Annotated in this window: 20 protein-coding genes; 11 read left to right on the top strand and 9 right to left on the bottom strand. The window is 56.3% G+C overall.

What is annotated here, in order from left to right:
* Nucleotides 1-324 precede the first annotated feature (324 nt).
* The 3 genes from FFS60_RS06210 (at nt 325) to FFS60_RS06200 (ending at nt 2,300) form a co-directional block, all read left to right on the top strand.
* A complete protein-coding gene (locus tag FFS60_RS06210; RefSeq protein WP_256658040.1) occupies nt 325-585 on the top strand; it encodes a hypothetical protein in 261 nt (86 codons plus the stop codon).
* The gene (locus FFS60_RS06205) at nt 575-2,002 is read left to right on the top strand and encodes a UvrD-helicase domain-containing protein (protein ID WP_137821421.1); all 1,428 of its coding nucleotides are present in this window, start codon (nt 575-577) and stop codon (nt 2,000-2,002) included. The genes FFS60_RS06210 and FFS60_RS06205 overlap by 11 nt, the downstream gene beginning before the upstream one ends.
* Nucleotides 2,003-2,099: 97 nt before the next feature.
* Nucleotides 2,100-2,300: a heavy-metal-associated domain-containing protein gene (locus FFS60_RS06200; RefSeq protein ID WP_003246756.1), complete on the top strand. Its 201-nt coding sequence runs from the start codon at nt 2,100-2,102 to the stop codon at nt 2,298-2,300.
* A 19-nt stretch (nt 2,301-2,319) separates the two neighbouring features.
* Here FFS60_RS06200 and FFS60_RS06195 read toward each other — a convergent pair whose 3' ends face one another.
* From FFS60_RS06195 to FFS60_RS06180, 4 genes are read right to left on the bottom strand one after another with little or no spacing between them, the layout of a single operon-like run.
* Entirely contained in the window at nt 2,320-2,634 is a 315-nt protein-coding gene (locus FFS60_RS06195) for a hypothetical protein (protein WP_017675723.1), read from the bottom strand.
* 47 nt (nt 2,635-2,681) lie between these two features.
* Entirely contained in the window at nt 2,682-3,476 is a 795-nt protein-coding gene (locus FFS60_RS06190) for a DNA-binding domain-containing protein (protein ID WP_003460128.1), read from the bottom strand.
* Complete coding sequence (locus FFS60_RS06185; protein ID WP_004374664.1) at nt 3,473-4,309, bottom strand: DUF692 domain-containing protein; 837 nt, start codon at nt 4,307-4,309, stop codon at nt 3,473-3,475. The genes FFS60_RS06190 and FFS60_RS06185 overlap by 4 nt, the downstream gene beginning before the upstream one ends.
* 44 nt (nt 4,310-4,353) lie before the next feature.
* Nucleotides 4,354-4,614 (bottom strand): hypothetical protein, encoded by a 261-nt coding sequence (locus tag FFS60_RS06180; RefSeq protein ID WP_108232652.1) that lies wholly within the window; start codon nt 4,612-4,614, stop codon nt 4,354-4,356.
* 290 nt (nt 4,615-4,904) lie between these two features.
* Here FFS60_RS06180 and FFS60_RS06175 point away from each other — a divergent pair, with 290 nt between their 5' ends.
* The 6 genes from FFS60_RS06175 (at nt 4,905) to FFS60_RS06150 (ending at nt 9,830) form a co-directional block, all read left to right on the top strand.
* Nucleotides 4,905-5,111, top strand: a complete 207-nt coding sequence (locus FFS60_RS06175) for a co-regulatory protein PtrA N-terminal domain-containing protein (protein WP_003139535.1) — start codon at nt 4,905-4,907, stop codon at nt 5,109-5,111.
* A 193-nt stretch (nt 5,112-5,304) separates the two neighbouring features.
* Nucleotides 5,305-7,137 carry a copper resistance system multicopper oxidase gene (locus tag FFS60_RS06170; protein WP_137821420.1) on the top strand — a complete coding sequence of 611 codons (1,833 nt, stop codon included), beginning with the start codon at nt 5,305-5,307 and terminating at the stop codon, nt 7,135-7,137.
* Between the two features lie 12 nt (nt 7,138-7,149).
* Nucleotides 7,150-7,464, top strand: a complete 315-nt coding sequence (locus FFS60_RS06165; protein WP_009686150.1) for a hypothetical protein — start codon at nt 7,150-7,152, stop codon at nt 7,462-7,464.
* The gene (locus FFS60_RS06160) at nt 7,454-8,545 is read left to right on the top strand and encodes a copper resistance protein B (protein WP_004374649.1); all 1,092 of its coding nucleotides are present in this window, start codon (nt 7,454-7,456) and stop codon (nt 8,543-8,545) included. The genes FFS60_RS06165 and FFS60_RS06160 overlap by 11 nt, the downstream gene beginning before the upstream one ends.
* Before the next feature lie 9 nt (nt 8,546-8,554).
* Nucleotides 8,555-9,397: a cytochrome c gene (locus tag FFS60_RS06155; RefSeq protein ID WP_003139525.1), complete on the top strand. Its 843-nt coding sequence runs from the start codon at nt 8,555-8,557 to the stop codon at nt 9,395-9,397.
* Nucleotides 9,387-9,830, top strand: coding sequence for a DUF411 domain-containing protein (locus tag FFS60_RS06150; RefSeq protein WP_003246746.1), 444 nt, complete (start codon nt 9,387-9,389; stop codon nt 9,828-9,830). The genes FFS60_RS06155 and FFS60_RS06150 overlap by 11 nt, the downstream gene beginning before the upstream one ends.
* Before the next feature lie 177 nt (nt 9,831-10,007).
* On the opposite strand, the gene FFS60_RS06145 is transcribed toward FFS60_RS06150, so the two are convergent.
* From FFS60_RS06145 to FFS60_RS06125, 5 genes are all read right to left on the bottom strand, one after another.
* A complete protein-coding gene (locus FFS60_RS06145; protein ID WP_137821419.1) occupies nt 10,008-11,333 on the bottom strand; it encodes an OprD family porin in 1,326 nt (441 codons plus the stop codon).
* 157 nt (nt 11,334-11,490) lie between these two features.
* Nucleotides 11,491-11,823: a DUF2790 domain-containing protein gene (locus tag FFS60_RS06140; RefSeq protein ID WP_017675718.1), complete on the bottom strand. Its 333-nt coding sequence runs from the start codon at nt 11,821-11,823 to the stop codon at nt 11,491-11,493.
* 341 nt (nt 11,824-12,164) lie between these two features.
* On the bottom strand, nt 12,165-13,424 hold the full coding sequence (locus tag FFS60_RS06135) for an OprD family porin (protein WP_137821418.1): 1,260 nt from the start codon (nt 13,422-13,424) through the stop codon (nt 12,165-12,167).
* 129 nt (nt 13,425-13,553) lie between these two features.
* On the bottom strand, nt 13,554-14,957 hold the full coding sequence (locus FFS60_RS06130) for a heavy metal sensor histidine kinase (protein WP_045733424.1): 1,404 nt from the start codon (nt 14,955-14,957) through the stop codon (nt 13,554-13,556).
* Nucleotides 14,954-15,628, bottom strand: a complete 675-nt coding sequence (locus FFS60_RS06125; RefSeq protein WP_017675714.1) for a heavy metal response regulator transcription factor — start codon at nt 15,626-15,628, stop codon at nt 14,954-14,956. The genes FFS60_RS06130 and FFS60_RS06125 overlap by 4 nt, the downstream gene beginning before the upstream one ends.
* Before the next feature lie 571 nt (nt 15,629-16,199).
* On the opposite strand from FFS60_RS06125, the gene FFS60_RS06120 reads away from it, so the two are divergent.
* Together FFS60_RS06120 and FFS60_RS06115 are read left to right on the top strand one after the other, a co-directional pair.
* Nucleotides 16,200-17,468, top strand: a complete 1,269-nt coding sequence (locus tag FFS60_RS06120) for a TolC family protein (RefSeq protein WP_045733423.1) — start codon at nt 16,200-16,202, stop codon at nt 17,466-17,468.
* Between the two features lie 153 nt (nt 17,469-17,621).
* A complete protein-coding gene (locus FFS60_RS06115; protein ID WP_045733422.1) occupies nt 17,622-19,211 on the top strand; it encodes an efflux RND transporter periplasmic adaptor subunit in 1,590 nt (529 codons plus the stop codon).
* Nucleotides 19,212-19,213: the final 2 nt, after the last annotated feature.

The raw sequence follows: 19,213 nt of genomic DNA, 5'->3' as shown, positions 1-19,213 counted from the left end.
TAGTGGGCCTCAAAGCTGTAGGCCCCATGTGTTTGCCTGGAATGATCTGGCTCGTGGGCGGAAGAGACTAGATGTTCCCGCATGCCAAGCAGACATGCGCTCTAACGAGGCAATCGATTCACTACCTATAAGCCCCGTCATTTGCAATTAATGCTGGTTGGTAGCCATGGAATGCAGGTCAGCGCGGATAAATGCAGGTTCATTCGCAGCTAATACTGGTTTGCCGGGCCGGTCAGTCGCAGTTAATTCCGGTCGAAAATCGTATTGATTGCAGGTCGGGACGTTTTCGTTTGCAAGCCGTTACAAATAGTGGGTGCAGAGCTGATGAACGCACACATTCAGACGAAGTCCCAAGGCCGCGTGACGCTGAACGATATCCGAGCCGAGCGACTCGTGGATGGGTACTCACCTGAGAGACGAGAGCTGCTGGGAACCGCATCCCGTATCCGCAACAGCGGCTGGTTCAAGTCGCTGACAACCTATCAGGAGGTTGCAAGGGACATCGTCGGTCCGTCTTTACAGAACGCCGAACCGGGCTTCATGGCAGTCACGAATCAGCTCTGGACGTTTACAAGTGCCCCCTGAGATTGATCTTTTCGCTATCGAGCGTGGCTCCATAACGGCCCCCGCAGGTTGTGGAAAAACGCAATTGATTGCCGAGACGCTCATCGCGCATAGGCAGAGCAAACCCATCCTCGTCTTGACACATACGAACGCCGGCGTTGCGGCCTTACGGGCGCGCCTGAGACGAGCCGGTGTTCCTAACTCCGCATATCGAGTCTCCACCATTGACGGATTCTCGATGCGCCTGATCGCTAAGTTCCCAGCGCGAAGCGGCCATAACCCGCAGATCCTACAGCTGCATCAACCCAATACTGACTACCCGGCAATTCGGGAGGCCGCCATGCAGTTGTTGCAGGCCGGTCACCTCGCTCAGCCCCTTCGCGCCACCTATGCACGGTTGCTTGTCGACGAGTACCAAGACTGCAACGTCGTCCAGCACGCCATCGTGTCTGGTTTGGCCCAGGTGCTTCCGACCTGCGTGCTCGGTGACCCGATGCAAGCCATATTCAGCTTCCGTGGCAATCGACTGGTGCATTGGGCGAATGAGGTGCAACCCCTGTTTCCCGCAGCGGGAGAGTTGAGGATACCGTGGCGCTGGCGGCTGGCTGGAGCTGAGAACCTCGGGCAGTGGCTGCTCGCCATAAGGCAACAACTTCAAGCTGGTCAGCCGGTGGATCTGCGCACGGCTCCAGCAGAAGTGCGTTGGGTGCAGCTAAACGCCGGAACCGAAGTTCAGCAGCGACTGGTGGCCGCGAGAACCGAAGCTCCCAACGCTCAGGGTAGCGTCCTCATCATCGGGGACTCCATCAACGTGCAAGGTCGCCATCAGCTCACGAGCCAGACACCCGGTGCCATGGCCGTAGAAGCCGTCGACCTGAGAGATCTCGTCAACTTCGCCAGGAACTTTGACTTGCAGGGTGCCAATGCTCTGGCACAACTTGTGGAGTTTGCTTCCAGCGTAATGACGGGGGTAGGTGCAGCAAACCTGCGAACGCGCGTGGAGTCGCTGCGTGCAGGAAGGGCCCGAACGCCTCCGACCGCGGCCGAGGCTGCGGCGATCGATTTCGTAGCAGCGCCAACATTGGGGCAAGCGCTCCGTGTGATCGATACGCTCGCTGAGCAGCACGGGGCACGTGTATACCGACCGGAGGTTCTGTACTGCTGCCGGTCTGCAATGCAAGCGGTGGTGGGAGGTGCTGCCGACTTTCTGAGTGCAGCCATTCAAGCGCGAGAGCGCAATAGACACCTTGCCCGACCGATCGCAAGACGCTCTGTAGGCAGCACATTACTTCTCAAGGGGCTGGAGGCGGATGTCTCGGTTGTCCTGCATCCTGAGCTTATGACCCCCCAGAATCTATACGTCGCACTGACGAGGGGCGCAAGGCATGTCGTGGTGTGTTCACCAACCCCCATCCTTACGCCCGTGGTAAACGGCTGATCCTTTTGTAGCGCTTACGGGCTTGACCTTGCCATCGTGTCAAGGTCGATGCTGTCCGTGCGGTAACTTGAGCCGCGGACGAAATGAGGTGAAAGACATGTTTAGTCTGAGTGTTGCGGGGATGGGCTGTGGCAGTTGCGTGAGCAAAATCACGAAGGCCATTCAAGCTCTGGATCAGGATGCACGAGTAGAAGTGGATCGAGCGGCCGGCAAGGTCACCGTTGAGAGCACAGAAAGTGCCGAATCGATCCGCGAACTCATCCAGGAGCTTGGCTATTCGGCCCAGGTCAGCGCTTGAGCGCTGACCTGCTATCCCACTAAATCTCCAGTTCTGAGAGCTCTTTTAGCCCTGGGATACTGGTGACCTCGTTGGTCATACCTTCTGAACCATCTCGGCCGCGAAGCCAGTTTGAGTGATCGCCTGGCTCGCGCATTTCCAGCGTGTCATAGGAGTACCGCTTGCGCTTGAACAGGCTTTTCAATGCAGCGAACTCGTGGCTTTTTTCGTCTTCTATGCCGACGACTTCTCCTGCAAGCCGCTCCCAGTGGCCAACGCCGTCGGCCAGCATTGCCTGATAGGTCTCCGGGTCAAGCAAGGCTTGCTGTTTGAAATGCATGATGCGGTGAGTCATAGCGCTCGGAGTGGCCAAAGAGAGAGCGCTAGCCTAAAGGTTCCGGGTCATTCGTGTAATAGCTGGCCGCGCTTTAGCAAACCGTCGTTGACCCACAACTTCAACCAGGTCGCGGCTTGCAAGGGAGCTTGCTCGCCATGCGTGGCGCTCAACGACTCGCAGAGTTCAGCGAACGATCCGCCCTCGATGAGAAACTGCAATGCCGAAGCCTCCGCTGGCTCCAGGCTCCGGTACTGGCAGACGAGTTCATGACGCCAAACAAGACAGGCTAGGTTCGTTGGCAGGCGGGTAATATCAGGCAGCAAGCTGCCGGACTTGGCGGCTTTCCACAACTCCAGCGTGTTGTACTGCAGCTGCAACCACCGGGCAGATGCAGTCAGGGAAACCCTGAGTGAAATCCAGTCTTCAGCCGAAAAATCACTCATGGTCTCCAGCGAAAGCGCTTCGACATCCTGAGCGTCGAAGGCCAGTGTAAAGGCCCATTCCAGTTCCGCGAGTTCGCGCATCGGCGATAGTTGGGGTTCTTCGACGTAGCTGCTAATGAACTCGGGCAGCTTCTCGCCCAGCCAGCGAATGCTGAAATGTCGTGGTGGCCAGGCGGCCAAGTAGGCCAGTGCGAGCTGCTCGAATGATTCGTTGCCGATCCAGTGAAGCAGGGCAGGGAAGTCTTCTCGCAAGACCGCAAGCAGGCGCGAACGGTAAGCGTTGTGGTAGATCTGCAGGCCTTCGAGAGCACTCAGCGCTGTGCTACCTCGGATCTGCTCCAAAAGCTCGTTGGAGGGCAGGGCACTGTCACCTGTCAGGTAAGTTTCAAATGCAGTCTGTAGGGCGATCAGGCTCAAGGGGTGGCCCCCGATATCACAGATTTGGCGATAGCACGGGCATGTGCTAATTCGGACAACAGCTCTTCCAGCGGCGGAAACTGGTCATCCCGCTCGATCAAGGTCGATGTCGGGCCCAAGTAGCTCAAAGTCTTGCTGTAGAGAGACCAAACCGGATCAGCGATGGGCTGGTCATGGGTGTCGATGAGGTACTGCCCGTAATCGCTGTGCCCGGCCAGGTGAATTTGCCGAATCCGCTCGTGCGGCAATTCCATGATGAACTGCCAAGGGTCGAAACCCTGGTTGCGCGAACTGACGTAGACGTTGTTCACGTCGAGAAGCAGCTCGCACCCGGTCAGGTAACTGAGCTCCGAGAGGAACTGAGACTCGCTCATGCTGGATGTTGTCCACTGCACGTAGGAGGAAACGTTCTCCAGCACGATGGGACGTTCCAAAACATCCTGCACCAAGCGCACCCGGGCCGCGACATGCAGCAGGCTCTCCTGGGTAAACGGCAGCGGTAGCAGATCGTGAAGTTGATGGGCGTTGCCTCGACTCCAGCACAGGTGATCAGACACCCACTGAGGCTGCACCCGATCCGCCAGCTGCTTGAGCTGTCGTAGGTAGTCTATGTCCAAGGCATGTGAGCCGCCAATCGAAAGAGATACTCCGTGCATCACCAGGGGGTAGTGCTCGCCGATCGCATCAAGGAAGTAGAGAGCCTTGCCGCCCTCCACCAGGTAATTCTCGGAAATGATCTCGAACCAGTCGACCGCAGGCCGTTCCTCCAGGATCTGCCGGTAATACTCGTTACGAAGGCCAAGACCGAAACCCAGAGTTTTGCGCTTACTCATTCGAGACTCCAGCAGGGGAGTGGCATGCACTCCCCTGAACCGCCTTATTCGCTGGTTTTGCCACCGGCTTCGTCACATTTGGTCTGGGTCATCAACTTGAACCCTTGGCCTTTGCATTCGCCTTGGCCTTTGCAGTCGTTTTTCGCGGTCATGCAGTCGTTCTGCCCTTTGCAACCATTGATCCCGAAGCACTTCACTTCTGCTGCTTTGGTGTCCTGGGCGGCCTGGACAGGCAGGGTAGCAAACAGGCTGGCGGCCACGAGAGCCAGAGCGGCACCGGTAGCGACGTTGGATTTATTCGACATAGTGACAATCTCTCTTAATTGTTGGTGGTCTTATCCGCGGGTGCGAATGACCCTGAGTAGCTTAGGCATCGCTGCCGAGCATGCCCTCTCAAGAAATTCGCAAGGCTTTATGAGGGCATGAAAGACAGTACCGAGCCTTCTGGATGGGCTACAAGAAAGAAATAGCAACCTGACAGAACTGTAATGTTCGGCTCAGGTTGCTGACAGGCCCTCTTAGTTAACGTGACATCGAGCCTAAAGCTCGGCCTCTGCAGTTGCAGGGACCACTTAACTTACGAGGAATACCCAAAATGAAATCGATCAAAGCTCTGCTTGTAGTTACTGCTCTGAGCATCTCCAGCTTGGCAATGGCTGAAGGTGGTGCTGACCGAACCTTCGCGCGCATGGAGCAGGCACGCCAGACGTCTCTGGAGGCCTACCGGGTGGCCCAGCAGCAGAAAGTTGAGGCTCCTGTAGCCAGCAGTCCAACCGAGCAAGCAGAGCACACCAACTGCTGAAGTCATCTACCTTACAGAAATGTAATCACCCGGATGGTTGGGATATGGCAGTTTCATACTGCTCATCGTCGGTAAGGCTTGTGCAATGCACCGACGTGGAAAGTTGAGGGGTAAATCCCCGACATTGAAGCAGCCATGAACCCGAGACCGGGCACACCATCACCGGCTCATTTGACGGATTGGACAAAACGGCATGCAAAGCAAAACCACAAGGCGCACCTTCGTCAAAGGCCTGGCAGCCACCGGTATTATCGGCGGACTTGGCCTGTGGCGCACGCCGGTCTGGGCGGTGAACAGCCCCGGCCAGCCCAACGTACTGACTGGTAACGAATTCGACCTATTCATCGGTGAAACCCCGGTGAACATCACCGGCGCAGCGCGCACGGCCATGACCATCAACGGCTCGCTCCCTGGGCCGATTCTTCGTTGGCGCGAAGGCGATACCGTCACATTGCGCGTGCGCAACCGCCTCAAGGAGGACACCTCCATCCATTGGCACGGCATCATCCTGCCGGCGAACATGGATGGTGTTCCTGGCCTGAGCTTCCATGGCATCGCCCCTGACGGCATGTATGAGTACAAGTTCAAGGTCAACCAGAACGGTACCTACTGGTATCACAGTCACTCGGGGCTGCAGGAGCAGGTCGGCGTATACGGCGCGCTGGTCATCGATGCCAAGGAGCCCGAGCCCTTCAGTTACGACCGTGATTACGTCGTGTTGCTGAGCGACTGGACGGATGAAAATCCAACGCGGGTACTGGCCAAGCTCAAGAAACAGTCGGACTACTACAACCAGCACAAACGCACCGTTGGTGACTTCATCGATGACGTAAGCGAGATGGGTTGGTCCGCCGCCGTAGCCGATCGCAAGATGTGGGCCGAGATGAAGATGAGCCCGACGGATCTCGCTGACGTCAGTGGCTACACCTACACCTACCTGATGAATGGCCAGGCACCCAATGGCAACTGGACCGGCATATTCAAACCAGGCGAAAAGATCCGCCTGCGCTTCATCAACGCCTCGGCGATGACCTATTTCGATGTGCGCATCCCGGGCCTGAAGATGACTGTGGTTGCGGCCGATGGTCTGCACGTCAAACCGGTCAGCGTCGACGAGTTCCGTATCGCCGTGGCCGAGACCTACGACGTGATCGTCGAACCAGACAGCGAACAGGCCTATACCGTGTTTGCACAATCCATGGATCGCACTGGCTATGCGCGCGGCACCCTTGCTGTACAGGAGGGGTTGAGTGCACCAGTACCCAGCCCCGACCCGCGTCCGCTGATTGCCATGGGCGACATGGGTATGGATCACGGCAGCATGGGCGGTATGGATCACGGGAACATGGCCGGGATGGATCAGGGCAATATGGCGGGAATGGATCATGGCAGCATGCAGGGTGGCATGGCTGGTATGGATCACAGCCAGATGGCCGGAATGGATCATTCGGGCATGGCAGGCATGGCAGGCATGGCAGGCATGGCAGGCATGGCAGGTGCCATGCAGGCACACCCAGCCTCAGAGACCAACAACCCGCTGGTCGATATGCAAACCATGACACCAACGCATAAGTTGGACGACCCAGGTATTGGTTTGCGAGACAACGGCCGACGCGTCCTCACGTACTCTGACCTGCGCAGCACCTTCCTCGACCCGGATGGTCGCGAACCAAGTCGCACCATCGAGCTGCACCTCACCGGGCATATGGAGAAATTCTCCTGGTCCTTCGATGGAATCAAGTTCTCTGACGCCGAGCCTCTACGCCTCAAGTACGGCGAGCGTGTTCGCATCACGCTGGTCAACGACACCATGATGACTCACCCGATCCATCTTCATGGCATGTGGAGTGATCTGGAGGATGCGAACGGCAATTTCCTGGTGCGTAAACACACCATCGACATGCCGCCAGGTTCCAAGCGCAGCTATCGGGTGACCGCCGATGCGTTGGGGCGTTGGGCCTACCACTGCCACCTGTTGCTCCACATGGAAATGGGCATGTTCCGTGAAGTCCGTGTGGATGAGTAAAGGAGATTTCTGATGAGTACTTTTATGAAGCGAAATGCCCTGGCTGGCAGCGCAGTCATGTTCAGCCTATTGGCTGCCCTGCACGCACCGGTTTCGTTGGCAGGTGAGGGGCACAGTGAGCACGAACAACATGCTGCCGAGTCGGCTGTACCCAAGACCGCCAGTGGCAATCACGCAGATCAGTCGAAGGATAAGGCGGCTGGCCAGCATATGGATCATGGCGCCATGGATCACGGAGACATGAAGCATGACGGCATGAATCACGAAAACATGATGGATAAGCATGGCGGCACCGAAGCCGAAGCAGGTTCGAACCATGACCACTAGGTTTTCACGTCCATCTCTCTTGGCGCTGGCTGTGTCGCTGAGTGCGTTCAGCGGCGGCGTTACTTTGGCTGCGGAAGAAATGGATCATTCGGCAATGGGGCACGGCACCATGTCGATGGACCATAGCCAGATGAGCCACGGCGCTACCAAAGCGCCGATGGAGGGCATGGATCACAGCAAGATGGACCATGGTGCCATGCAGGGTGCTTCGGGCAGCATGGATCATAGCCAGATGGGCCACGGCCAGAGCCAAGAGAAGGCCCAGGCTATGGATCACAGCAAGATGGGGCATGGCGCCATGCAAGGACAGATGGAGGGCATGGATCATTCAAAGATGAACCATGGCTCCGCTGAAGCCCCGAGAACCACCAGCCGTACGCCGATTCCCGTTCTGACGGATGCTGATCGCCAAGCGGCTTTCCCGCCATTACCTGGCCACAAGGTTCACGACAGCGCCATCAACAGTTTTTTCCTGCTCGATCAGCTCGAATACCAGGACGCAGATGAGGGCAGCACCCTGGCCTGGGATGCGTCGGGCTGGGTAGGCGGTGATATCAACCGGGTCTGGTTCCGCTCCGAAGGCGAGCGTACCAACGGCGTGACCGAGGATGCTGAATTACAGCTGCTGTACGGCCGCTCGATCGGCCCTTGGTGGGATGTCGTCGCGGGCGTTCGCCAGGACTTCAAACCGGAGTCGCCGCAGACTTGGGCCGCCTTCGGTATCCAGGGCATGGCGCTTTACGCCTTTGAGGCCGAAGCCACGGCCTTCGTCGGCGAGAATGGCCAAACTGCTGCCCGACTGGAGGGCGAGTACGACATTCTGCTGACCAACCGGCTGATTCTCCAGCCAACTGCCGAAATGAACTTCTACGGCAAGAACGATCCTGAGCGAGGTGTGGGGTCTGGGTTGGCAAATACCGAGCTCGGCTTGCGTCTGCGTTACGAGATTGTCAGGCAGTTTGCCCCCTATATCGGGGTTTCCTGGAGCCGCTCCTATGGCAACACGGCAGACATGGTGCGCGACGAGGGCGGTGATGTAGACGAGGCGCGTTTTGTCGCCGGTATCCGGATGTGGTTTTGAGAACCTGACATGAAAAGAACAATTAAAACTTTGGTGGCGGCCGGCGTGGTCGGTAGCACAGCTGTCCTGGCCGGCGCCTACTTTGGCGTGGTCAACGTGGGGGCCGACGATCCCCATTTTCCTGCAGTGCATGCGTTTCTCACGATGGCCCGTGACCGCTCTATCGAAGTCCGTTCGCGGGACATCGAGGTTCCCAACCTGGATGATCAAGCTCTTATTCGCGCCGGTGCGGGCAACTACAACTCCATGTGTATCGGCTGTCATTTGGCGCCAGGTGTGGCGGAGACCGAGCTAAGCCAATCGCTTTATCCTGCGCCCCCCAACCTCGCCAAGATCGGTGTCGATGGCAATCCGTCAGCAGCGTTCTGGGTGATCAAGCATGGCATCAAGGCAACGGGTATGCCTGCGTGGGGCAAGAGCATGGGAGACGAGTACATCTGGGGCATGGTTGCCTTCCTCAACCAACTGCCGACGATGGATGCCAAGCAATACCAAACACTCGTCGCATCCAGTGGCGGCCATCAGCACGGTGGTGGGGAAACGCAGATGCATAACCATGAAGGACAGCACGGCGACAACAAGCCTGGCCATCATGACAATAGTGGCGGTGGCGATGACCATCATGGATCAGGTGATGCTGGAGAGCCTGGTCATCACGATGCCGCGGCTACGGATAGCGAGGGTGGCTCCGCACCTAAGGCAGGTCACCATTCGGATATGAGTGGCGATGACCACCATGCTGGGGATGAGGCGTCGTCCAACGGAGGTGATCATCACGCCGAGCAGGCTCCGAACGCCTCGCCCAAGACCCACACCCACGCCGATGGCAAAGAGCACGTACATGAAAGCTAAATATCTGGCCTTACTGGCCGCTCTCTCCGTCACGTCTGCGGTTCAAGCAGCTGATGCCCTGACGATTGATGTCCATCGTGATGCCAATTGCGGATGTTGCAAGAAGTGGATTTCACACCTCGAAGCGAATGGCTTCAAAGTCGTCGACCATGTTGAAAGCAACATGACAGCAGTGAAGCAAAGACTGGGCGTCGCGCCACGGTTAGCGTCTTGCCACACCGCGGTGATTGACGGCAAGTTCGTCGAAGGTCATGTGCCGGCGGCTCAGGTCATCGAACTCACCAAGCGCGATGATCTGCTGGGCATCGCTGTTCCCGGGATGCCGGCGGGCTCCCCCGGCATGGAAGTCGATGGCGTACAGCATGCCTACCAGGTCATTGGCTTGACCAAGACGGGTTCTGATCAGGTCGTTGCAGAATATCCCGCCCAGTAGTACTGCCTGCCAGCACGGCCGCTTGTGTGTAGTGGCCGACTCATTTTCATACGTCCTTTAACCTAAGTAAAAAAGGCGCCCTAGGGCGCCAAGGGCTGTCTCCAAACCAAAGGAGCACTACGAGGGGACAGCAGGACCAAGGAGCGAGCGGGCAATCAACCCGCTCGCTTGCCAGGGTTAGAGAACTTCCAGCGGGTACTCGACAATCAGGCGGAACTCATCCAAATCCGACTCGAAGTCGGTGGCGCGAGTCGTGGCTTGTCGAATGCGAAAGGACATGTCCTTCAACGACCCAGACTGCACAACGTACTTGGCCTCGATGTCCCGCTCCCAGCGCTTCTGGTTGGTCAACGGATCGCCGTTGTCATCACGGCGCATATAGACTTCGTTGGCGTTGCTGTAGTCGGCATCCCAGCCCTGGGCATATCGAGTCATGAAGCTCAATCCAGGCACACCGAAAGGCTCCATATCCAGGTCATAGCGCACTTGCCATGACTTCTCCTTGGGCGAGTTGAAGTCGCTGTACTGGATGGAGTTGTCGAGGTAGATGGAGTCCGATTGGCGCAAGTAGTCGAAGTCATCATTGCCGTTGTTGCGCTGGAGACCCACCAGTACTGTGTGAGCGCCGAATTGGATACCGACCTGGCCGCTCCAGATGTTGTTATCGAAGCTCCCGAGGAGCTGCCTCCCTTCATCGACCGCCTTGTAGTAGTTCAGCCCGCCGATCAAGGCGACATCGTCCGCAAGCGGGTAGCTCAGCGTGGTGCCCGCGTAATATTGATTCCAGGCATCCTTGAGGCGGCTGGTGTAGAGACTAAAGCCGACGTTGTCATTAAGCGTGTAATCACCACCGAAATAGGCGATCCATGGCGAGTCCACTTCGCCCGCGTAGAAGGTAGCGAAGCCGTCGCGCATGCTGCTGGTATTGGGTTGGCTCATCGAGTGGAGGCGACCGCCCTGAAGCGACAGTCCTTCCACGCTGCTGTTGACCACGGTGACACCTCGGAAACTCTCCGGTAAAAGCCGTGCATCACCGTATTGGACGACCGGGCTGACGGGAAAGACGTCGCCTACCTTGATCTCGGTATCCATGAACCGAGTTTTCACCGCGCCCCCCAGTTTGGAGTAGTTGTCCTCAGCCTGCCCGAGGCTGTTGTAAGGCATCACGTCGACTGAGCCCCCGGCACCAGAACGGCCGTCGCCGGTGTCAAGCTTGAGCCCCAGCATGGCAAAGGCATCGACACCAAAACCTATGGTGCCCTCCGTGAAACCAGACTCGAATCGGCCTATCACGCCATGCGCCCACTCTTCCGAATAGCCATTACCCGAGCTGCTGGACTGGCCTTTACGGAAATCGCGGTTGAAGTAGAGGTTTCGATTGAGAATGGTCAGGCTGCTGCCTTCGATAAATCCCTCGCCTTTCTCGCCGGCGGCCATTGCAGCTTGCCCGGTACTGACGCTCAGAGTGAGCAGAGAAAGTCCTAACAGGGTTCTGTTATTCATAAATGCTCCTGATGTTATTGGCAGTTGTCATTGTGTGGTCGCATATATGTGCCAAGCGCGCCGGGCATAGCCAGGCACGCCTTGGTCATATTTCCACATGCCAAATAACGTCAGGGTGACTTGGAAATTACATTTCAGTCAGCGCGATGTCATTTATCTAGTTTTGATTACGGCAACCTGTCCCGGCTGCCCGGTATTCAAGAATATTCAGATCGCCATTGGAGTCCTCGTAGGTCATCTGGGCCGGCATCACACCGCAGCTAGAGTCCGTCGGGGTAGTGGCCACGACCCTGGCGATATCGAGTTTCATGCCGTAGCGGTAATGAATAACTTCAGGCGGATTCTTTCCGTTAGCGGCAGCATACTCTTGCATGGCCTGCTCATTGGCCTGAATCATCCGACCATAGACACGATCAGCGCCGCCTTCTGCCAGAGCTGCAGAGGAAACAACCATAGCGGAAAGTGCAGCAATGACTTTGAGGTTTTTCATGTTTAATCACTCCTTCAAGGTGGTGATTAAAATATAAACGCAAGACCCTGTCACAAACGTGAAGCGAGAATTACATTCCTGTAATGGATCTAAACTCTTTGAGAGTAAAGGTTTTGATACGTCAGTTATGTTTGGCACTCGTCAGAGCAATTACAGGCGTCGGCTACCGAAGATAACAATTTCTACCCAGGTATCAGTGAGTGGGTCATTGGAAAGTCAGCTTTGGTGAGGCGATCGTTAGCGGTAGTAATGCACTCTTGGCGGCTCCCCATAGTCGCCGTCTGTGCATTTCGCTAAATGCGTGCGCTGCACAAACAGTGCAACGCACGGATTATTGCTAATTACAGCAGTGGAAGGGTGTAGCTCACGATCAGGCGGTTCTCATCAACGTCGTTGCCGAAGTTGGTTGAACGTAGTGTGGCGTTGCGCCATTTAACGCCCAGGTTTTTCAGCGCACCGTCCTGAAAGACATAGGCGATGTCAGTATTGCGCTCCCACTCCTTACCATCGGCACCGCCTGCGCCTAGATCAATATTGTCGCCGGTCAGGTAACGGGTCATGAACGTCAAGCCAGGGATGCCAACGCTGGCAAAGTTGAAGTCATAGCGGGCCTGCCATGAGGTTTCGTCTTTGTTGGCGAAGTCACCGATTTGCACATAGTTGACCAGGAACGGATCGGTGCCGTTGATGTAGGCGTAGCCGGTGTCTCCGCTCATGCTCTGGTAACCAACACCGAGTGCGTGACCGCTAAATGCATAGGTGAACATCGCCCCGAATGCCTTGTTGTCGACGTTGCTGTTGCCCTCGTCGGTGGAGCGAGCGTAGCGCAGATCAGTTTTCAGCGATTGCTTGTCACCTAGCGGCAAGGTGTGCAGGACCGTGAAAATATGCTGCTTGTAGAAACCGTCTAGATTGCCGTAGTTGTAGCCGGTGGCTAGGTTGCTGTTCCACTTGTAGGTTGCTCCGGCGAAGTTGAATTCATCGCTATTCTGGGTTCCGCCGCCGCTGATAGCGCGGGCTGCGCCGCTGGTAATGCTGAGGTCTTCGCTATCGGATGAGTCGCGCTGGCTTACTTGTTTGAGCTGGCCGGCATCGAAGGTCAGGCCGGCAATCTCCAGCGAATTCAGGTGCCCGCCTTGAAAGGTCTGTGGCAGCAGGCGCGAATCGTTTGCTTGGACGGTTGGCAGTCGAGGTTGCAGCGTGCCCAGTTTCAGCACGCTGTTTGAAGCGCGCAGCTTCGCGGTTAAGCCCATCTCACCATATTCATCCTGCGCTGCACGAGGTGCTTCTTTGTTGCGTTTTAGAAGGCCCGTGCCTGAACGATCAGCGCTGGAGTCCAGCTTGAGACCCAGCATGCCGATGGCGTCGATACCCACGCCGACTGTCCCTTCAGTGAAGCCGGATTCGTAGCGCAGCAGGAAGCCCTGGGCCCATTCCTCCTGCTTTGACTGGCTAGCTGAGTCTTGGCGGAAGTCGCGATTGAAATAGAAGTTACGCGCTTCCAGACCGGCTTTGCTGTCTGCAAAAAATTCAGCGGAGGCTGGCTGGCTAAGACTGAGTACCCCAGTACTCACCGCGACTGCCAAGAGGGTCTTCTTCATTGTTGTTTCTCCATGCTCAGGGGGTTGGCATATCGGGGAGCCGTCGCTGTATGCCGTGCTCTCCGAATAGGGGCGGGTTCCTCTGCAGCCAATCTTCGGCTGGTCGTTATGCCTGTACGCCTGCAGGGTCTAGGTCGAGGAACCATTGCGGACTTTGGGGAAGATCAAACGGAACACGGTGAAGCTGCCTGGCAGGCTGCTGACCTCGACCGTGCCCTGATGCAGGCTCATGATCGAGCGAACAATTGCCAGGCCAAGCCCTGTTCCACCTTCGGCACGAGAGCGGCTGGTATCGACACGGTAGAAGCGTTCGAACAAATGAGGGATGTGTTGTGCGGGAATGCCAATCCCGGGGTTTTCCACCGAGAACGATACGGTTTCGCTGTGCTTTTCGATCAGCAACGAAATGTTTGCGCCGATGGGGCTATGTCGAATCGCATTGGACAACAGGTTTGAAATCGCGCGCTGCACCATCAGCCGATCACCGAAGGTTAGGCCTGCTCCGACAATGCTCAGGCTGATCTGCTTCTCTTCCGCGGAGATGCTGAACAGATCCACAACGCGTCTTGCCTCATCTTCTAGGGCAATCTTCTCGAAGGGAACCAGGGACGCCGGGTGGCTGACTTGAGCGAGAAACAGCATGTCGGAAACAATCCGGGTGACGCGCTCAAGCTCTTCTGTACAGCACTCCAGTACGGCTTTGTATTCCTCTGGCGGACGCTCTCTGGAGAGAGTTACCTGGGCTTTGCCCATCAGGTTGGTGATGGGCGAACGCAACTCATGGGCCAAGTCATCAGAGAATTGCGATAGCTGCTGAACGCCGCCATCAAGTCGATGCAGCATGAAGTTGATGCCGTGGGCCAGCGCGCTGAGTTCTTGTGGAAGCTTATCCACGGAAATTCGGTGGGTCAGATCCTGTGTGGAGATCAGCGATGCAACCTGGCGAAATTGCCGGAGCGGAGAAAGGCCTCGCTGCACGATCCACCATGCGCCCATGCCAATCAGCGCGAGCAGAAGAGGGAGTGCGATCAGTGTTGACTTGAGGTAGGCACTGAGCAGTGCTTCGTCGGCAGATCGATCAATTGAGAGTAAGACCCTGACGTGGTCGCCGTCGTTGAGCAGCATCACCTTGGATGCGGTCAGGAAGTTGTTTCCCTCAGTATCCGACCAGCTTTGGTAACTAGGGGTATCGCCTGCTGGTATGTTGGCAAGAATGGGCTCCCTGGATTTCTCACCCAGATTCAGGAGTAATTTGGTGCCTGACTTTTTCCCGTAGATCGTCAGGTGCAGGTTGTCATGCCCCATGACCAGATCCAGCAACTCGTGAGGTTGCTGGGCAATTGCATGTGCACTCATGTCTTCGGCGAGATTGTGCTGAATCTGCTCCAGTTTGCCGTCAAGACTCTGCTTGGCCAACGAGTCCAGCTCATGGGTAAGCGCGAAGTAGGCGAGTGCCGCTAGCAGAACAACCAGTGCCGCCCCCATCACGCTGACCGACAGGCCAAGGCGCATGGATAGACTGGCCGGCTTCATGCCCGTTCCTCAAGCACGTACCCAACACCCCTGAGGGTGTGGATCAGTTTGTTATCGAACGGATCATCAATTTTGGCGCGTAGCCTGCGGATGGAGACTTCGACGACGTTTGTGTCGCAGTCAAAATTCATATCCCAGACCAGCGAAATGATCTGGGTGCGCGATAGCACTTCCCCAGAGCGGCGCATCAGTAGGTGCAGCAACGCAAACTCTTTAGTGGTCAGGTCGATGCGCTGCTCACCACGGAACGCGCGGTGCCTCGCCGGATCAAGCTCAAGGTCGGCTACCCGCAGCACTTCCGGTACTGGAATTTGCTCGCTTCGCCGTAGCAATGTACGAATTCGCGCAAGTAATTCAGGGAACTCGAACGGTTTGACTAAATAATCATCTGCCCCCAAATCCAGGCCTTTAATTTTATCCACTAAGCGCCCGCGTGCAGTCAGCATTATCACGCGTGTACTGCTGTTACTGCGTATATGCTCAAGCACGCCCCAGCCATCAATTTCAGGCAGGTTTACATCAAGCACTACCAAGTCGTAAGCGTGTTGCCTAACAAGGTGGAGACCGTCCACGCCAGTGGCTGCCTTATCAACTACATAGCCACTTTCGCTTAAACCTTGGTGTAAGTATTCGGCAGTCTTGGGCTCGTCCTCGACAATAAGGATTCGCATAAAAATTCACCTTAAAATGTGCAGCCAGTATTTTTTAGATATTCTTTTGTTGTGGCTGCGGAGTGGTTTTAATTCTTTCATCGGCGGTCACGGATATGACCTACGGCTTTTCAGGTTGCTCCAAGGCTAAAGCCTGAAGCGGCTTTAGGGTCAAGCTGTAATGCCTATTTCGCATGGCTCCAAGGTGTTAAGCGACAACGTGTCGCAGTACTTGCCCTTATCCAAAACCCCCAACTTTTGACTGGCAGGGCTGCCCGGGGCGCTACACGCGAGGCAACCGCTATTTAACTGTGTTTGTTTCTAGTTGTTGCTGGGCGCTAAATCGCCTGCTCTCTTGAGCGCTGCCAATACTAATACAGGCCTACTTGGAAAGGTGCTGGATAACGTATTTGTAATTTTCCAGTCACCTTGCTGATAGGCGTGGAGCACTACATTCTGCCGGGAATTGGCTTTCTACTTATTTTCCCAAGTAATGATCCTCGATATCCCTCGGGATTAATAAATATAAAGGCCTTCATTATATTCCAGCAGAGTTAGTTCTGCGGAGGACTTTTAAGTGCATGTAAAAACAATGGCCGGACATGGAGTTGGAGTAGGTAAGTTCTGTGTGTTATCAGGGCTACTGGCTGCATTGTTAATTGCTCCAGTTCCAACAACTGCTGCCGAATCAACAAGGCAGTCAATAACGATTGATGAGGCGTTGGCGCAAGCGCTCACTGAGAACCAGGAGTTCGCTGCAGCACAATGGAATACAGGTATTGCCGAAGGTGCTCGTACTCAAGCTGGGCTGATCCCGAATCCTGAGTTGTCCTGGAGCGTTGAGGACACGCGCAGTGAGTCGCGCGTTACCAGCATTCAGGTATCTCAGCCAATTGAGCTGGGCGGCAAGCGTAGCGCGCGTATTGATGTGTCTGAGCGTGATCAGGACGCGGTGGCGATTGATCTGGAGCGTAAGAAAAACATCTTGCGCGCTGAGGTCATCCAGGCCTTTTACTCAGCCCTGCGTGCCCAGGAAGGACTGCAGCTTTCCACTCAGTCGTTAGACCTTGCCCGTCGCGGACTTCAGGTGGTCGAAGGGCGCGTAAAGGCCGGCAAGGCTTCGCCAATCGAAATTTCGCGTGCTCAGGTGCAGCTTTCGGAAATTCAACTGGAGCTGAATCGCGCACGCCTCAATCAAAGCAATGCCTACAAGCAACTGGCGCTCATAACGGGTGCCGAGACACCGAACTTCGCGCATGTCGAGGGTGATCTTGAGCGCCTGCCGTACCTGCCGTCGCAGGCTGAGATGCTTGCACGCATAACAGATACAGCGGACCTACGGCTGGCCAGCACGCACATCCAGCGTGCCGAGTCTTCCTTGGAACTCGAAAAGTCGCAGCGCATTCCAGACCTCACCGTCAGTGTTGGCAGCCAATACGACGAAGGGCTTGGCGAGCGCGTCAATTTGCTCGGCTTGTCGATGCCTATTCCGTTGTTCAACCGTAACCAAGGCAATGTGCTGGCCGCTGCTCAAGGAGCTGACCAAGCGCGGGATTTGCGCAATGCCGCAGAACTCCGCCTGCGCGCGGAAGCCCAGCAGGCATTTGAGCAGTGGGAAAGCGCTAGAAGTGAAGTCGACTCGATCAGCGGCACACTGCTGCCGACCGCGCAGCAAGCAGTAGAGGGCGCAGTACGTGGATTCGAGATGGGCAAGTTTGCCTTTATCGATGTACTCGATGCTCAGCGCACCCTCGTAAGCATGCGCTCCCAGTACCTGAATACCCTGGATGAAGCTATCTCGGCCTGGGTGAGCTTGGAGAAGATTTACGGCTCCCAACTCAACATCGAATTCAAAAAATAAGCATCTCTGCGCACCTACATAACGCCTTAGACGGTCGCGTCATGCGACATGAAGCCTCGCCTGCTTTCCTGGCGGCTGCATGTTTATTGAGCGCGTTTAGTCGCCGCCTGGGCATGAATCAAATTCAATACTTTTGATAATTTGGAGTTACCAATGGCATCAACAACTCCCAGAAAGCAGTGGCTGATGATTGTGGCTGTTGTCGTCATCGGTTTAGCCGTGGCGGGCCTGATTCTAAGTGGTAGCCCTGGTAAGTCCGGGGAGGAAGGCCATGGCCATGATGAGAGTCATGAGGATGTATCGGCTCACGCAGATCCCGAGCACCACGGGGAGGCTTCGGCCGACGAGCATGAAGAGGCCGATGAGCATGCAGATAAAGAGCACCATGAAACTGTAGAACCCACCAAGGGCGAGCATGGCGGCAAGCTTTTCACCGAGGGTGATTATGCGCTTGAAGTGACGATTTTTGAGGAGGGCGTAGAGCCTCAGTTCAGGCTCTATACCTACCTGGACGGCAAGCTTCTAAATCCTGCTGAAAGCACGGTGCAAGTGACCTTGTTGCGTCTTGGCCAACCTGCGCAAATCATCAATTTCAGCAAAGAGAATAACTACCTACGTGGCGATGCCGCGGTTGTAGAGCCGCATTCATTCCAGGTTTCCATCAGCGCCACGCACAGTGGCAAGAGCTATTCGTTCGGTTACGAGCAGGTTGAGGGCCGCGTGACCATGACGGATGCGCAGCTTGAGCAGGGTGGCGTCACGCTCGCCACTGCTGGTCCCGCGAAAATCGCCTCCACGCTGCAAGTGCTCGGCGAGGTTCGTTACAACGGTGACCGCACGGTTCAGGTGACCCCGCAACTTGCCGGGCGCGTCGACTCGGTGGCGGTTAGTGCTGGCGATACGGTCAGCAAGGGTCAGGTATTGGCCAAAATCTCCAGCCAGGCGCTGGCCGAACTGCGTGGCGAGCTACTGGCCGCCCAGCAACGCTCTGCGCTTGCCCGCACGACCTATGCACGTGAAAAGCAATTGTGGGAAGAGAAGATTTCCGCCGAGCAGGACTTCCTGCAGGCGCAAGTTGCCATGCAGGAAGCTGCTATCGCAGTGCAGCGCGTCCAGCAACAAATCGCTTCGCTGGGCGGTGCACCGGCCAAAGGCCAGAATCTCACCGAATTCGAGATTCGTGCCCCTATCGATGGCGTGATAACCAGCAAAAGCATCTCTGTTGGTGAAGTACTCAAAGAGGATTCCGCAGTCTTTACCGTCTCGGATTTGTCGACCGTATGGGTGGACTCAACCGTCGCGGCGAAAGACTTGGGCGTAATCGCCGAAGGGCAAAACGTTGTCGTGAGCTCCAGCGCATTCGCCGCCACGGCTAAGGGCTCCATTTCCTATGTCAGCGCTCTGGTTGGGGCGCAAACCCGCTCAGCGACTGCTCGCATCGTGCTAGCTAACCCAGATCGGCTATGGCGGCCTGGTTTGCCAGTGACGGTCGAGGTGATTGCCGAGGAGAACAACGTTCCCGTTGCAGTAGCGGTCGAAGCGATCCAGACCGTTCGCGATTGGCAGGTAGTGTTCGGCCGCTTCGATAACCAGCTAGAAGCTCGGCCTCTTGAGCTGGGCAAATCCGACGGCCGCTTCGTCGAGGTTATCTCGGGTCTGAAGGCGGGCGATCGATACGCGCTGAAGAACAGCTTCCTGATCAAAGCTGAGCTTGGCAAAGCCGGCGCGAGCCATGACCACTAATT

The organism is Pseudomonas sp. D(2018), from assembly GCF_005502555.1.
GTDB classification, from domain to species: Bacteria; Pseudomonadota; Gammaproteobacteria; order Pseudomonadales; family Pseudomonadaceae; genus Metapseudomonas; species Metapseudomonas resinovorans.
The sequence above is the reverse complement of the archived record's forward strand: the minus strand, read 5'-3'. Positions and strand labels throughout refer to the sequence as shown.

Excerpts from the sequence above, each read along its gene's own strand:
- FFS60_RS06200 (WP_003246756.1), top strand. The coding sequence starts at position 2,100 with ATGTTTAGTCTGAGTGTTGCGGGGATGGGCTGTGGCAGTTGCGTGAGC.
- FFS60_RS06150 (WP_003246746.1), top strand. The coding sequence starts at position 9,387 with ATGAAAGCTAAATATCTGGCCTTACTGGCCGCTCTCTCCGTCACGTCT.
- FFS60_RS06210 (WP_256658040.1), top strand. The coding sequence starts at position 325 with ATGAACGCACACATTCAGACGAAGTCCCAAGGCCGCGTGACGCTGAAC.
- FFS60_RS06135 (WP_137821418.1), bottom strand. The coding sequence starts at position 13,424 with ATGAAGAAGACCCTCTTGGCAGTCGCGGTGAGTACTGGGGTACTCAGT.
- FFS60_RS06180 (WP_108232652.1), bottom strand. The coding sequence starts at position 4,614 with ATGTCGAATAAATCCAACGTCGCTACCGGTGCCGCTCTGGCTCTCGTG.
- FFS60_RS06170 (WP_137821420.1), top strand. The coding sequence starts at position 5,305 with ATGCAAAGCAAAACCACAAGGCGCACCTTCGTCAAAGGCCTGGCAGCC.
- FFS60_RS06155 (WP_003139525.1), top strand. The coding sequence starts at position 8,555 with ATGAAAAGAACAATTAAAACTTTGGTGGCGGCCGGCGTGGTCGGTAGC.
- FFS60_RS06195 (WP_017675723.1), bottom strand. The coding sequence starts at position 2,634 with ATGACTCACCGCATCATGCATTTCAAACAGCAAGCCTTGCTTGACCCG.
- FFS60_RS06125 (WP_017675714.1), bottom strand. The coding sequence starts at position 15,628 with ATGCGAATCCTTATTGTCGAGGACGAGCCCAAGACTGCCGAATACTTA.
- FFS60_RS06130 (WP_045733424.1), bottom strand. The coding sequence starts at position 14,957 with ATGAAGCCGGCCAGTCTATCCATGCGCCTTGGCCTGTCGGTCAGCGTG.
- FFS60_RS06145 (WP_137821419.1), bottom strand. The coding sequence starts at position 11,333 with ATGAATAACAGAACCCTGTTAGGACTTTCTCTGCTCACTCTGAGCGTC.
- FFS60_RS06185 (WP_004374664.1), bottom strand. The coding sequence starts at position 4,309 with ATGAGTAAGCGCAAAACTCTGGGTTTCGGTCTTGGCCTTCGTAACGAG.
- FFS60_RS06140 (WP_017675718.1), bottom strand. The coding sequence starts at position 11,823 with ATGAAAAACCTCAAAGTCATTGCTGCACTTTCCGCTATGGTTGTTTCC.
- FFS60_RS06165 (WP_009686150.1), top strand. The coding sequence starts at position 7,150 with ATGAGTACTTTTATGAAGCGAAATGCCCTGGCTGGCAGCGCAGTCATG.
- FFS60_RS06160 (WP_004374649.1), top strand. The coding sequence starts at position 7,454 with ATGACCACTAGGTTTTCACGTCCATCTCTCTTGGCGCTGGCTGTGTCG.
- FFS60_RS06120 (WP_045733423.1), top strand. The coding sequence starts at position 16,200 with ATGGCCGGACATGGAGTTGGAGTAGGTAAGTTCTGTGTGTTATCAGGG.
- FFS60_RS06115 (WP_045733422.1), top strand. The coding sequence starts at position 17,622 with ATGGCATCAACAACTCCCAGAAAGCAGTGGCTGATGATTGTGGCTGTT.
- FFS60_RS06175 (WP_003139535.1), top strand. The coding sequence starts at position 4,905 with ATGAAATCGATCAAAGCTCTGCTTGTAGTTACTGCTCTGAGCATCTCC.